The sequence below is a fragment of the Pseudomonas sp. BJa5 genome (assembly GCF_030272875.2).
In the GTDB taxonomy this organism is placed as follows: Bacteria; Pseudomonadota; Gammaproteobacteria; order Pseudomonadales; family Pseudomonadaceae; genus Aquipseudomonas.
In genome coordinates, this window is sequence record NZ_JALRNG020000054.1 from 18,977 (window position 1) to 32,451 (window position 13,475).

At 63.4% G+C, this 13,475-nt stretch carries 13 protein-coding genes; 7 read left to right on the forward strand and 6 right to left on the reverse strand.

Annotation, left to right across the window (positions count from 1 at the left end; all coding sequences use genetic code 11):
- Window positions 1–118 precede the first annotated feature (118 nt).
- The 6 genes from M2D63_RS23630 to M2D63_RS23655 all read right to left on the reverse strand — a co-directional run bounded on the left by M2D63_RS23630 (window position 119) and on the right by M2D63_RS23655 (window position 5,846).
- A complete protein-coding gene (locus M2D63_RS23630; RefSeq protein WP_285865485.1) occupies window positions 119–1,030 on the reverse strand; it encodes a LysR family transcriptional regulator in 912 nt (303 codons plus the stop codon).
- A 158-nt stretch (window positions 1,031–1,188) separates the two neighbouring features.
- Window positions 1,189–1,467 carry a hypothetical protein gene (locus M2D63_RS23635; RefSeq protein ID WP_285865486.1) on the reverse strand — a complete coding sequence of 93 codons (279 nt, stop codon included), beginning with the start codon at window positions 1,465–1,467 and terminating at the stop codon, window positions 1,189–1,191.
- A 120-nt stretch (window positions 1,468–1,587) separates the two neighbouring features.
- Window positions 1,588–2,871 carry a M12 family metallo-peptidase gene (locus tag M2D63_RS23640; RefSeq protein ID WP_285865487.1) on the reverse strand — a complete coding sequence of 428 codons (1,284 nt, stop codon included), beginning with the start codon at window positions 2,869–2,871 and terminating at the stop codon, window positions 1,588–1,590.
- Window positions 2,811–3,542 carry a hypothetical protein gene (locus M2D63_RS23645; protein ID WP_285865488.1) on the reverse strand — a complete coding sequence of 244 codons (732 nt, stop codon included), beginning with the start codon at window positions 3,540–3,542 and terminating at the stop codon, window positions 2,811–2,813. Before M2D63_RS23645 ends, M2D63_RS23640 begins: the two co-directional genes overlap by 61 nt.
- 109 nt (window positions 3,543–3,651) lie before the next feature.
- Window positions 3,652–5,007 (reverse strand): lytic polysaccharide monooxygenase, encoded by a 1,356-nt coding sequence (locus M2D63_RS23650; RefSeq protein ID WP_285865489.1) that lies wholly within the window; start codon window positions 5,005–5,007, stop codon window positions 3,652–3,654.
- 131 nt (window positions 5,008–5,138) lie between these two features.
- A complete protein-coding gene (locus M2D63_RS23655) occupies window positions 5,139–5,846 on the reverse strand; it encodes an MgtC/SapB family protein (protein ID WP_285865490.1) in 708 nt (235 codons plus the stop codon).
- Between the two features lie 407 nt (window positions 5,847–6,253).
- On the opposite strand from M2D63_RS23655, the gene M2D63_RS23660 reads away from it, so the two are divergent.
- From M2D63_RS23660 to M2D63_RS23690, 7 genes are all read left to right on the forward strand, one after another.
- Window positions 6,254–8,401, forward strand: coding sequence for an FUSC family protein (locus M2D63_RS23660; RefSeq protein WP_285865491.1), 2,148 nt, complete (start codon window positions 6,254–6,256; stop codon window positions 8,399–8,401).
- Complete coding sequence (locus M2D63_RS23665) at window positions 8,391–8,591, forward strand: DUF1656 domain-containing protein (protein ID WP_285865492.1); 201 nt, start codon at window positions 8,391–8,393, stop codon at window positions 8,589–8,591. The genes M2D63_RS23660 and M2D63_RS23665 overlap by 11 nt, the downstream gene beginning before the upstream one ends.
- A 4-nt stretch (window positions 8,592–8,595) precedes the next feature.
- Window positions 8,596–9,537, forward strand: coding sequence for an HlyD family secretion protein (locus M2D63_RS23670; protein WP_285865493.1), 942 nt, complete (start codon window positions 8,596–8,598; stop codon window positions 9,535–9,537).
- Window positions 9,538–9,593: 56 nt separating this feature from the next.
- Complete coding sequence (locus M2D63_RS23675) at window positions 9,594–10,094, forward strand: sterol desaturase family protein (protein WP_285865494.1); 501 nt, start codon at window positions 9,594–9,596, stop codon at window positions 10,092–10,094.
- A 112-nt stretch (window positions 10,095–10,206) separates the two neighbouring features.
- Entirely contained in the window at window positions 10,207–11,124 is a 918-nt protein-coding gene (locus tag M2D63_RS23680; protein WP_285865495.1) for a pyridoxal-phosphate dependent enzyme, read from the forward strand.
- On the forward strand, window positions 11,125–11,940 hold the full coding sequence (locus tag M2D63_RS23685) for an AraC family transcriptional regulator (RefSeq protein WP_285865496.1): 816 nt from the start codon (window positions 11,125–11,127) through the stop codon (window positions 11,938–11,940).
- A 131-nt stretch (window positions 11,941–12,071) separates the two neighbouring features.
- Window positions 12,072–13,475, forward strand: a 1,404-nt coding sequence (locus M2D63_RS23690) for a cytosine permease (protein ID WP_285865497.1), incomplete at its 3' end; no start/stop codon positions are given.

The window sequence follows — 13,475 nt, forward strand, 5'->3', positions numbered from 1 at the left end:
CTCTGGTCTTACGGCCGCTTCGCGCCCGATCGCAGCCTATCGGCAGCTCCCACAGCCCCTGGCAGAACCTGCAATCTCTGTGGGAGCCTGCGATCGACCACGTAGCGGTCGCCAGCTGTCATTTCAACCAGGCAGCAAACTGCTCCTTGCAGTACTCGACAAACAACTGCGCAGGCTTGGTCAGCTGCGCACGTTTCAACCAGCCGGCCACCAGCCCGGAGCCGGTGACATCCTCGACCAGCTCCACGCTCACCACCTCCTGGCCGTCATAGGTGCAGCTCAGCTGCGGGCGGGTCACCAGCAGGGCAAAACCGAAGCCCTGGCCCACCATGCCCCGTACCATCTCGATCGACGGTGAGCTGAAGATGATGTTGGGCGTCAGTTGCAGTTCTTCGAAGATACTCACGAAATAGGTCCGGCTCGGCTGTACATCGAGCAGGATCATCGGCTCCAGGGCCAGGTCGCGCAACGACACCTGGGCCTGGCCGGCATAGCGATGCCCGGCCGGCACCAGGGCATAGGGACGTTGCGGCGCCATCAGCGCCTCGGTCTCGATGGTGCTGTCCAGGTCATGGTCGTAAAAGATCGCCAAGTCGAAGCGCCCACCGGTCAGGCCCTGCACCAGGTCCTGCTGCTCGCCGTCCTGCAGGCGGATCTCGACCCCGGGGTAACGCTCGCGAAAACCGGCAATCAGGCGTGGCAGGTAGAGCGGGGCGACGGTCTCGAAGCAACCGATGTCGATCTGCCCGCACACTACGTCATTGTCGGCCAGGGCGTTCTGTTCGAACTCCCGGGCCATGCGCAGCAGTTCCTGGGCCTTGCGGTAGAAGCGCGCGCCACTGGGAGTCAGCGACACGCCCTGGGCGTGATGACGGATGAACAGCTGCACGCCGAAGCTGTCTTCCAGGCCCTTGATCGCCGTGGAAATCGACGGCTGGGCGATGTACAGCTTGCGCGAGGCTTCGGCGACGCTGCCGCATTCCACCGTGGTGACGAAGTACTTCAATTGACGCAGGGTATAGGAGGCCACAGCGCACCTCTGGCTGATTGTTTTGCTACACGATACCCCTTCGCGCGCTATGCCCTGCAGCGGATTTTTCTGGGTACAGGGCATATTTTTGTTAGGCCATTGTGGGTGGTGGTCAGCTCCGGCGCCAGCCAGTGCACGGAGCTGACGGTTTTCATGATTTAGTCGATGATCAGCATACCCATCGGGAACGATTTGCCGTCTCCTAGTTTGGCGACAAGAAGGGACCCACCCCGAACGGCAGCTCTGAATGTGTATGTGTTGTCGGAGACTTTCGTCACAGGTGCATTGGTGATGCTTCCAAGATGAAAGTCCACGCTTTCAAGTCCATTGATATGTCGACCAGAAAGTGTGATCACGTCGCCTTGCGCTGGTCTTGCTGGGCTGATTTCTATTTCTGGACGAAAAGTCTTAACGTCAACCTTGTTTTCAACGCTCATGATATGTCTCTCCTAGCGCTATCTGTCAGTTGATTCACCTAGTCCCGGCCGGGCGGAGTGCGCTTGATACGCTCCGATCTCCCGCCAGGCCTGGCTGTTGCGCGGTACATCACCCTTGATTTAATGCCGGGCTTCGTACACGTGCCTTTGGTAGCTGACCCGGGCACCAGTGGGGTGAGTCGTGGTGTGCCAGGCCGGCACGCTGGCCGGGGCCAAGTGACCGCCCTCGATGTCGATCGTGACCGATGGCGGTGGTGTATCCGGTTCACCAATCTCGACGAGTTTCTCGGCAGAGGTGCCCGTGCGCCCGGCACTGTCGATGGCCCTGGCGGCAAACTTCCAGTCACCGACACCCACGCCATTGAGCTGATACTGGTAAGGCGCGCTGTCATCTTCGCCAATGATCTGCCCCGAGCGCAGGAACTCGACACGGCGGATACTGGCACCAGGGGCGGCGCTGGCCTGTGCTCGGAGCAGCAGGTCGGCGGGGGCCAAGTGACCGCCCTCGATGTCGATCGTGACCGATGGCGGTGGTGTATCCGGTTCACCGATCTCGATGAGTTTCTCGGCAGAGGTGCCCGTGCGCCCGGCACTGTCGATGGCCCTGGCGGCAAACTTCCAATCACCGACACCCACGCCATTGAGTTGATACTGATAAGGCGCGCGGTCATCTTCGCCAATGACCTGCCCCGAGCGCAGGAACTCGACACGGCGGATACTGGCGCCAGGGGCGGCGCTGGCTTGTGCCAGGAGCAGCAGGTTGGCCGGGGCAACAGGGTGACCTTCGATGTTGATCGTGACCGATGGCGGTACCGGTTCGGGCGCCGGGTCGGGGTAGAAGTTGGCGATCCGGGCGGCGTTGTCGCGTAGCACCCTGGCGTTGTTGTTCTTGTCTTGCGTGCCCAGGGGAAGCCCTTGATAGGTCAGGTCAGGGTTGGACCAGTAGTTGACTCGATTGCATTCTTGTCCTTTTTCGCAGTAGTAAGCCATCACCGACCGCCATTTGCCTGGCCACCTAATGCCATGGGCATAGGGGGGAGTCACGGGCTCGACGTATTGCTCCGGATTATGCCGCGCGCCCAGGTTGTGCCCCAGTTCATGGGCCAGGGTGTGATCGGGCAGGGCGAGTGCGTGTACAACACTAAAGCCAAACGCTTTTGTTGCGTTGGTGTAGGCCAGGCCCCGGTCCTTTGGATGTACGGCCAGCAGGGCGACCAGGTCTGCCCGGGTGCTTTCGCGTTGCGACGAGGCGGGTAAACCGATGTCGCTGTCTTGAGTGTCTCTGAGTTTAATCAGCATCTGACTGAAGCCCACACCGTCGGGCTCCGTCCAGTCGAGGGCCACTACCCCGGCATTTTCATAGCGCAGGTTGATCTGGCTGTCATGCAGGCCGTTATTGGCCATTGCCAGGGCGTTGGCGACACTGGCCTGGGGGCGGCCAATACGGCAGCGGCGCCGCGACTCAGCACCGTCAGTACCCGCACGGTATGGATGGACGCCGTGTCAGCGCGCGGCTCGCTCGAAGGCGAAGGGATCGTGGCCGGCGTTTCGACTTCATCCTTCCCCTCGTTTGACCGGTTGGTGTCCATTTGCACCAGGGCGTGACTGCCATCGCCTAGCGGTTCCAGCCGAAACTGCCGGCCTTCAAGCATGATCGTACCGACCACGTTTTTACCGTGGCGGGTCAGGTAGGCCTGGTTGAGTGGGGCGTCACCCTGTGCGCCGCGCCACGTGAAGGCACCTTTAGGTCCCTGCTCCACGGACATCTTGTCAAAGATCGTGGTGGTGGCTGGATCGATCTGGAGCGCGAGTGACTTGGTGTTTTTTTTCAGCCGCTCCACGCGTACCTGAACCAGGCGGATATCCATGCTCGATGGCTCATTGACCAACGCCTGGAGCACAGAGTTGCTGCTGTTGCGTAACTCGGCCGGGGAAGGCTGGTCGAGCGGCATGAACAGATCGGTATCGGTGGCACTCTTGAGATCAGGTGCCGTGCCGATCAGTACCACGATGAGCACGGCGAGCGACGCGCCTAGTACTAGCCAGTAGTGATGACCACGCAGCTGAATTGACATGATTTCCCCCCCTGTGGAGGTTCGGTTCAGTAGGCTCGCGATGGCCGTATCGAGTGGGCATCAAACGCCCACTCGGTAAGGTCAGTGCGAGTGACGGGCGACTTCGGCCTCAAGGGTGCACCACCCACAGCACTTCGCTCGAAGGTTTGCCCGGTGCCCAGTCCTCGGTGTAGGAGGTGTGCGCCTGCAAGCAGCGCCAATTCCCCCCGGCATGGCTGACCAGGGCATTGGTTGCATAGGGGGTGTTCAGGCGCCAGGCCGGGTACTGGCCTTCGCCATTGGCGGTCCTGACACTGAGGACGTTGCCGGGCAACGACAGCCGCCCCTGGGTATCAAGCGCCCGGACCACGTACTGGTACTGGGTCGCGGGCCTGAGGCCACTGTCCTCGAACGCTGTACGGTCGCCACTGAGGCGCTGGACCTCGATGCCATCGCGAAACAACAGGTACTGGGCGATCGGCGCAGTACCCGTGGAGGCGCCCCACATCAGGCTCACGCTCTGTGCGCTAACCCCCATGCTGTGCAGGTTTGTCGGGGGCGTCGGTGCCCCGTCCTGGCCTGGTGTGCGCACCTCGATGGCGCGGCTGGGTGGCGATTCATTGCCCTGGTTGTCGACGGCCGTGATGAAGTAGCTGTACAAGGTATCGGCGGCGACACTCTGGTCGGTCCAGGTCAGCTGGGGAGCCTGGACATCGACGCTGGTCGTGCCGTTGCGCGACAGTCGATAGCGGGCAATGGGGTGTGGTCCTGTCGCGGCGTTCCAGGTCAGCACCACTTGCCTGTCGGTAACGTTGCCGGCGCGCAGGCCGGTCGGGGCGTCGGGGCGTTGCCCACCGCCTTCGGAGGGCACGAAGTCAAGGTCCACCACTTGATAGAAGGCATTGGCGGTATCGGCGACTTCCCAGACCGCCAACAACACGTGGTAGCCGTCGCGTTGGGGCAAGGGCACTTCATGCACCGTGGGAGACGGCGGCTTCATCGAATTGGAGTGACTCCAATAGGGTTGCAGGTTGATCTGCACCTGATAGAAGGGCTGCGCCTCGAACTGGTCCCGTGACAACACCCTGGAAGGGTCCCAGCCCTGTCGAGTGATGAAATAGTTCCAGCGGCGGGTGACATGGTTGGCGGTGAAGGTCCAGGAGATATCGAGGGTTTCACCGCCTCGTACCTCATGCTTTCGCCAGTGGCTACCGGGCTGATCCAGGTGCTGTCCGGTCGACTGGTTGGCGCTGGCGATCTTGCCGTCCGGCGGCGGGGCGGCATTGGCCACATCGTCCCTGGCATAGGGATCGGTTTGGCCGCCAGCGGTGTGTGGAAAAAATTTGCCCGACTCCCGTTGGTTCAAGGCGCCTTCGTCGATTTCGCCCGCTTGCCAGGCAAAATAGGCCCGCGAGGCCGGTGAGAAGATATGGCCGTGACGGGGGGTAATGCTTCTGCTGATCACATTCGCTCGCTGCTCAGACATGGCGTGCTCTCCAGCGTTGGGTTTCAACGATCCGATGTACTACGGGTCATCGCGAAACGCGCAGACCAGGGCTGATTAGATATCCGCCCTGTGGTTGGCGATACTGGTAAAAATGCCAGGTCAGATCGCGCTCAGTCTGCCGTCAGCTCCTGCACCTGCCAGCGCACGGAGCTGACACCTTTCTCCAGGCTCACCCGGCTGACCAGGCGCTCCAACTGGGTTGGGGCCTCGGGGCTGCCAAGCAGTTCGGCACGAACCTCAAGCTTGGCCGGGTTGGCCAGGTCTTCGCTGTGCAGCGATTGCAGGCGCAGGCCACCGCTGCCAAAACTGTGCAGCATCAGGCTGCGCACCTGGATCTCGTCTTCGGCGCGGCAGGTGATGCGCACCTCGTAACGCTGCTCGGCCTCATTGGCTGGCAGCATGTCCTGATGGTTGAGACGCTGGGCGATGTCGCGCAGCAGGATGTTGGCGCACAGCACCACGCAACTGCCCAACGCCGCTTCCAGCAGCAGGCCCAGGCTGCACAGCACGCCAATGGCGGCGGTGCACCAGAGTGTGGCGGCGGTATTCAGGCCGCGTACGTTCATGCCGTCGCGCATGATCACTCCGCCGCCGAGAAAGCCGATGCCCGACACCACATAGGCCGCGATCCGCGAGGCATCGGTGGCGGCCATGCCCGGCACGGCCTGGGTCATCAGCACGAACAGGCAGGCGCCGGTGCTGACCAGGGCATTGGTGCGCAGGCCGGTCAGGCGCTGGCGCAGTTGACGTTCGGCGCCGATCAGGGCACCTAGCAGGAGCGCGACGGCGACGCGCAGGAGAAATACTTTCCAATCCATGACAAACCTCGTATCCGCGGCGCAGGCCGCTACGGCACCGTGCGGTGCAGGTATGAACAATGGATTGCGAGCAGGGAAGGGGAAATGAAGCCTCTAGCGAGGCACCACTGTCCGCCGGATACGGCGAAGCAGTGGCAGAGGGTCTGCCGGACTAGCGCGCCGTATGAACCTGTCGCAATCGACCAGGGCTACTGTCCAATGCAGGACTCCTGTGTGGGCATGCAAAATTGCGGGCGGGAAACTAACGTTCAAAGGCAGCAGGGTCAAGGGTAAATTCATGACAATTGCCACATGATCAACCGGGATCGCCACTGTTCCATCTGTGCAACGCTGAAGTGTGGGAACGCTGCTACCGGCAGCCCGCCGTTGTGGCTAAGGTTGTATTCACGCCAGCGCGAGGGGGCGGCATGCAGCCACTGATCAATTACTTCAAGATGCTACTGCGCCCGGGGCCGGACACCTTCCGCTTCGCCCTGCGCACTATCATCGCCTGCCTGTTGACCCTGTACCTGGCATTCATTTTCGACCTCGACCAGCCCAAGTGGTCGATCATGGCGGTGTTCATCGTCAGCCTGCCCCTGGGCGGCATGACCCTGCAGCGTAGTTTCGCCCAGGTGGTCGGCACTACGGTGGGCGCGGCCGTGGCGGTGCTGATCATGGCGCTGTTTCCCCAGGCGCCTTGGCCCTTCATGGTCACCCTGGCGTTGTGGTTGGCCCTGTGCACGGCGGGCGGCACCTTGCTGCGCTACACCAGCTCCCATGCCTTCGTGCTCAGCGGTTTTACCGCCGTGGTGGTGGCCATGCTGGCAATCCCCGAGCAGGACAACACCTTGATGCTGGCCATCACCCGGGTCACCGAAACCCTGTTGGCGGTCGCCTGCGTGTGTGTGGTCAGCCTGCTCGGCGCCCGGCCCCAGGCGGTTGCCACGGGCTACTTTGCCAAGGTCGACCACCTGATCAAGCTGATGGCCAGCCATGCGGCAGCGGCCATACGCGGTGACGAGGGCTCCGCCGAGTTCAACAAGCGGCAAATGCAGATACTCGGCGAAATCAGTGCCCTTGAAGGCTTGCGTCGGCACCTGTACTTCGATGCGCCGCACTTGCGTGGTGCCAACGGCCTGGTGCAGCTGCTGGGCAACCAGTTGGTGCTGCTCAGTTCGCGCCTGACCGTACTGCGCAACCAGAAGCGCATGATTGCCGAGCGCTGGCAGGGCGCCTATCCCGACTTCATCCAGCAACTGTTGAACGACGAACTGGCCTTCCTCGACCAGTTGGCAGAACAGGGCCGGGCCATGCCGGCCAGCGCCCGCAAGCATTTCAGCGCCTTGCAGCGACGCTTCGACCAGGCGGCCCTGCAGGCCGAACAGCTAGCCCACAACATGCCGGCGACCCTGCGCTCGCTGGCCTGGGCCCTGCGCTGGGAGCAGGCACGGCTGCTGGAGCAACTGAGCGACATGCTCGAACTGAGCGATGCGATCCAGGAAGGCCGCTCCGGTGACTGCCGGTACCGCCAGCCCCTGACCAACCCGCTGCACCTGGATTTTCGCCTGGCGGCCATGAACGCCAGCCGCGCGTTCATCGGCTTGATCGTAGCCGGGTTGATCTGGATCGAGACCGCCTGGGACGGGGCCCGCGCCAGTGTGATTCTGGTCGGCATCCTGTGTTCATTGATGGCGACCTTTCCACGCCCGTTGATGGCGGCGCAGAACTACATGCGTGGCTTGGGCCTGGCGCTGGTGGTGTCGGCGTTGTACCAGTTCTGGTTGATTCCCCAGGTGGTCGATTTCGAGATGCTGGCCTTGCTGCTGGTGCCTTTTCTGTATGTGGTGGCGGTGGGACTGTCCAGTCCCATGACCGCGGGCATCGGCATGGGCCTGGGGTTGTCGAGCTTCCTGCTGTTCGGGCCGCAGAACATCGGCGCCTGGCAGAACACCGCGATCCAGTGGTTCGAATTCGCCGGCGCCTATGTCTGTGGCGGGGTGCTGTCGCTGCTGGTGTACGCCTGGCTGTTCCCGTTCAACCCGCAATTGCGCATCGAGCGGCTGTTTCGCGAGACCCGCGAGCAGGTCTATGCCTTGCTCAAGGGGCCGGCCTCGGATGAGCGCCAGTTCGCCTTCGAAAGCCGCATGGTCGACCGCCTGACCCTGATCCTCGGCCTGCTGCCAGCCACCCGGGACGCCCGTTCGCAAGCGCTGTTCGAGGTCAACCTGGCGTGCATGTCCCTGGGCGTGGCGTTGCGTCAGTTGCAGGAGCAAGGCCGGGCCAACCGCCTGGTGGCGGACAGTACCCGCGAACGGTTGGAGCAGGTGCTGCGCGATACCGGTCGCTATGTGGCCGGGCGTACCCGGGTACAACTGCCAGCGTTGCTCGATACCCTGCAAGCGCTGGGGGAAGAACTCGACGTTCTGCATGGCCAACAGTTCGCCGCGCCTGCCGAGCAATTGCGTTCGCTGTTTCGCATTCGTGTGGCGTTGCTGGTGATCTCGGGCTTTCTCCAGCACTACAGCACCTACCTTGACCCTGTTGCCGAAGGAGAGCCGGCCCTTGCCCATTGATTTCGAGGTGGGCGGCGTCTACCTGCCGCCGATTGCCCAGGCGTTGCTGTTGGCGATGCCATTGTTGTTCGTGCTGCTGTGGCTGCTGCAACGCCTGGGCGTGATGCAGCGGGTGTGGCACCCAGCGCTGTTCGAAGGGGCGCTGTACACCTGCCTGTGCGCCTTGATCATTCTGTTCATGGGGAGTTGAAGCGGTGAAGAAACTTGTGGCCCAGGCATCGACCCTGGCAATCGTGGCCCTGGCACTGGTGCTTGGCTGGTACGCCTGGGAGCATTACACCCGCGCACCCTGGACCCGCGATGCGCGGGTGCGCGCCGATGTGGTGACCCTGTCGGCCGATGTCTCGGGGCGAATCACCGAGTTGCGGGTGGAGGATAACCAGCACGTCAACAAGGGCGACCTGCTGTTGGTGATCGACCCGGCGCGCTATACCCTGGCGGTGGAACATGCGCGCCGGGCCGTGGAAGTGGCCCGGGCCAGCGAGGGCCTGGCCCGGGCGCAGATTGTTTCCAGCCAGGCCTTGCTCAAGCAGCGCCAGAGCGAGGAGCAACGCCGGCGCACCCTCAAGCAGGGCTTTGCGATTTCCGGCGAAGAGTGGGAAAAATCCAGTACCGATGTTGCCGTGGCCCAGGCCGAGCTGATGCGCGGCGAGTCGGACCTGACCCTGGCCCTGGCCAACAGCCAGCTGGCGGTTGCGGCCCTGACCCAGGCCGAGCTCGACCTTGAGCGCACACGCATCCATGCGCCGGTCAGCGGCTACGTGACCAACCTGTTGACCCGCCAGGGCGACTACGCCAGCAGCGGGGTGGCGCTGCTGGCCCTGGTCGACAGCAGCTCGTTCCATGTCAGCGGTTATTTCGAGGAAACCAAGCTGCCGCGCATCCACATCGGCAGCCCGGTGCACATCGCGCTGATGAGCGGCGAGCAGTTCGAAGGCAAGGTGCAGAGCATCGCCTACGCCATCACCGACCGCGAAAACGCCCCGGGCAACCGCCTGTTGGCCAACGTCAACCCCAGCTACACCTGGGTCAAACTGGCCCAGCGGGTGCCGGTGCGCATCGAGATCGACCCGGGCTATGCCGGCAAGGACAGCTTGCGTGCCGGCACCACGGCCACAGTGACCGTGCGCGAATAGGGTCAAGATGGTAGGCTTTTCGCCGTTTTTGCCAACCGACGCGAACATCGCCGCCCATGATCCTCAACGCTGCTGTCTTTTTCTGCACCCTGGTGGCCATGGAAGGCGTCGGCTACCTGGCGCATCGCTATATCATGCATGGCTGGGGCTGGTTCCTGCATCGCTCGCACCACGAGCCGCACCTGGGGGCGCTGGAAACCAACGATGTCTACCTGGCGGCCCTGGCCCTGATCGCCTTTGCCCTGGTGGCCCTGGGCCGGGCCGGGTATGCGCCGCTGCAGTGGGTGGGGGCGGGTGTCGCGGCGTTCGGGGTGATCTACGTGATCGTCCATGACGGCATCGTTCACCGGCACTGGCCGTTCAAGCCAAGACCGCGCAATCGCTACCTCAAGCGGCTGTACAAGGCGCATTTGCTCCATCATGCCTTGAAGGGCCGGGACAACAGCGTGTCGTTCGGTTTTCTCTATGCACCGCCCATGCACCGGCTCAAGCGCCAGCTGCGCGCCCGCCGGGCTGTGGGAGCGGCGGTGCGACGACTCGACTTGCCCCGCGATTGAACACAGCACCGCATCGCGGGACAAGCCCGCTCCCACAGGGCGCGCAATTTCGTACAAGATTGTCCGGCGTTCCGGGCGTAGGCTGGAGAGATCCCCCGTTTGGAGTTCGCCCATGAGCCTGCATATCGAAACCCCGCTGTTGGCCTCCCGGCCGATGAGCCTGGCCAGCGGCCTGGACATCTGGTTGAAGCTTGACGCCTTGCAACCCTCCGGTTCGTTCAAGCTGCGTGGTGTCGGCGCGGCCTGTGAAGCCTATGCCAGGCAGGGCAAGCGCCGTTTCGTATCGTCTTCCGGCGGCAATGCCGGCATCGCCGTGGCCTATGCAGGGCGCTGCCTGGGCCTGGCGGTGACTGTGGTAGTGCCAGAAACCACCACCGAACGGGCCCGGGAGCTGATTCGCCAGGAACAGGCCGAGGTCATTGTCCACGGCAAGGCCTGGCACGAGGCCAATGCCCTGGCGCTGTCGTTGTTGGGAGACGATGACGCCTACATTCATCCTTTCGACGACCCGCTGCTGTGGACCGGTCATGCCACGATGATCGACGAAGTGGCCCGCGCCGGTTTCAAGCCCGATGCCGTGGTGCTCTCGGTGGGCGGTGGCGGGCTGTTCAGCGGGGTGTGTGAAGGCCTTGAGCGCAACGGCTGGGGCCAGGTGCCGGTGTTCGCGGTAGAAACCCAAGGCGCGGCTTCACTGGCGGCGGCCATGCGCGCACAGCAGTTGGTCGCACTGGACAGCGTCAACACCGTGGCGACCTCGCTTGCCGCCCGGCAGGTGTGCCAGCGGGCCTTCGAGTGGAGCCAGCAGCGACCGGTGTACAGCCATGTGGTCAGCGACCAGGCCGCACTGGACGCCTGTGAGCGTTTTCTCTCGGATCACCGCCTGCTGGTGGAACCGGCCTGTGGCGCGGCGCTGGCTCTGGGCTACGCCCCGAGCGATGAACTCAATCGCTACCAGAAGGTGCTGATGGTGGTCTGCGGCGGCGTCACGGCGACCATCGACCAGATCCGCCAGTGGCGGGCGGCCTGCTAGGTGGACAGCGTCGTCCATCAAGCCCCCGGGCATCCTGGCGTGCGCCTGATCGATGGCCGTTACCAGCGCTTTGCCTTTCCCCGGCACTTTCACCTGGAGTACCACATCGGCCTGATGGTCAGCGGCCAGCAGCGCTACACGGCCGGGGGCGAACGGCAGCTGGCCGGGGCAGGGGACATCCTGCTGATGGCCCCGGAGCATGTCCATGACGGTGCCAGCGCGGACGACCGGGGCTACGGCATCCGTATCCTGACCCTCGATCCGGCCTGGCTGGATGAGGTCAGTCGCGACCTCAGTGATGGCCGCCAGGGCTTGCCCCTGCTCAACGCCAGGCAGTTGCGCGACCCGCGGTTGCAAAAAATGCTCGATGGCCTGCACCACCAGCACGACGCGCTGGCCTTCCAGAGCCAGTTGTGGGAAACCCTGGCGTTGTTGTTCGGGCTAGGTTCGACCCTGCGTGTCAGCGAACACGCCAACGGCTTCGATCCGGAACGTTGGCGACAGTTGCGCGAATGGCTGGAATCACGTCTTGATCTGCCGCCAAGTCTCGAAGAAATGGCGGCCTTCGTCGATCTGAGCCCCTGGCAACTGTTGCGCCGATTTCGCAACCACTGCGGCCTGCCGCCCCAGCAATGGCTGACCCAGCTACGTCTGGAACGTGCCTTGCCCCGGGTGCTGGCGGGGCACCCCGTCAGCCAGGTCGCCCAGGACCTGGGGTTCTACGACCAGGCCCATTTCAGCCGTCTGTTTCGCCGCACCTACGGCGCGCCACCGCGCAGCCTGGCCATCGGCCAGCTACGCGGGAATATTTTTTAAGGTCTGAAGGAACATATTTAGTAATTTTCCTCGCGTCGCCCTTTGCTCATGATCACACCCACAAGAAAGCGCCCGTCGTGCCGGCGCTATCGAAGTACGACCACGTACTCATCCTTGCCTTGGAGTTCGTCATGAGCAGTACCGCAACATCCGCCCCACTCATCGAAAAACATACGATCGGCTACGTGCCCCCGCAGGATCGCCATGGAAAGGTAAGGGACCTGTTCACCCTCTGGTTCGGCGGCAACATCGCACCGCTACCGATCGTCACCGGCGCCCTGGGCGTGCAATTGTTCGGCCTGAATCTGGTCTGGGGCATCATCGCCATCCTGGTCGGCCATCTGGTCGGCGGCGTACTGATGGCCCTGCATTCGGCCCAGGGGCCGCAAATGGGCATTCCGCAGATGATCCAGAGCCGCGCCCAGTTCGGCTCCCTGGGCGCCTTGCTGGTGGTGGTGATCGCCGGCGTGATGTACGTCGGCTTCTTTGCCTCCAACATCGTCCTGGCCGGTAAATCCCTGCACGGCGTGGTCGACAGCGTGCCGGTGCCGGTGGGCATTGTCATCGGTGCCCTGGGTTCGGGGATCATCGGCATCATCGGCTACCGCTTCATCCACGTGCTCAACCGCATCGGCACCTGGGTGCTGGGGATCGGTATCGTGGTGGGCTTTGCCTATATCCTCACCCATATCCAGACCGACGATTTCCTCAGCCGCGGCACCTTCAACCTGTCGGGCTGGCTGGCCACCGTGTCGCTGGCGGCACTCTGGCAGATCGCCTTTGCCCCCTACGTCTCGGACTATTCGCGCTATCTGCCGCAGGATGTCGGCGTGGCGTCGACCTTCTGGGCGACCTACCTGGGCTCGGCCCTGGGTTCGAGCCTGTCGTTCGTGTTCGGCGCGGTAGCGGTGCTGGCCACCCCGGCGGGCATGGACACCATGGACGCGGTCAAGCTCGCCACCGGTGCCATCGGGCCGTTGATGCTGGTGTTGTTCCTGCTCAGCGTGATCAGCCACAACGCCCTGAACCTGTATGGCGCGGTGCTCTCGGTGATCACCTTGCTGCAGACCTTCGCCCACCGCTGGATTCCGACCGCCAAGAGCCGCGCGGTGCTGTCGCTGATCGTCCTGGCCGGCTGCTGCGTGGCGGCGGTGTTCGCCTCGGCGGACTTTATCGGCCACTTCGTCGACATGGTGCTGGCCTTGCTGGTAGTGCTCGTGCCCTGGACAGCGATCAACCTGATCGACTTCTATGCCATCCACAAGGGTAAATACGACATCGATTCGATCTTCCGTGTCGACGGCGGCATCTATGGACGCTACAACCCGCAGGCCCTGCTGGCCTACGCCATCGGCATCGTGGTGCAGATTCCGTTCATGAACACGCCGCTGTACGTCGGGCCAGTGTCGGCGCATATCAACGGCGCCGACCTGTCCTGGCTGGTGGGCCTGCTGGTGACCTCGCCGCTGTACTACTGGCTGGCCAGCCGCGATTCGGCGTACCGTCGCCGGCAGCGGTCGGCGCAACTGGCGATG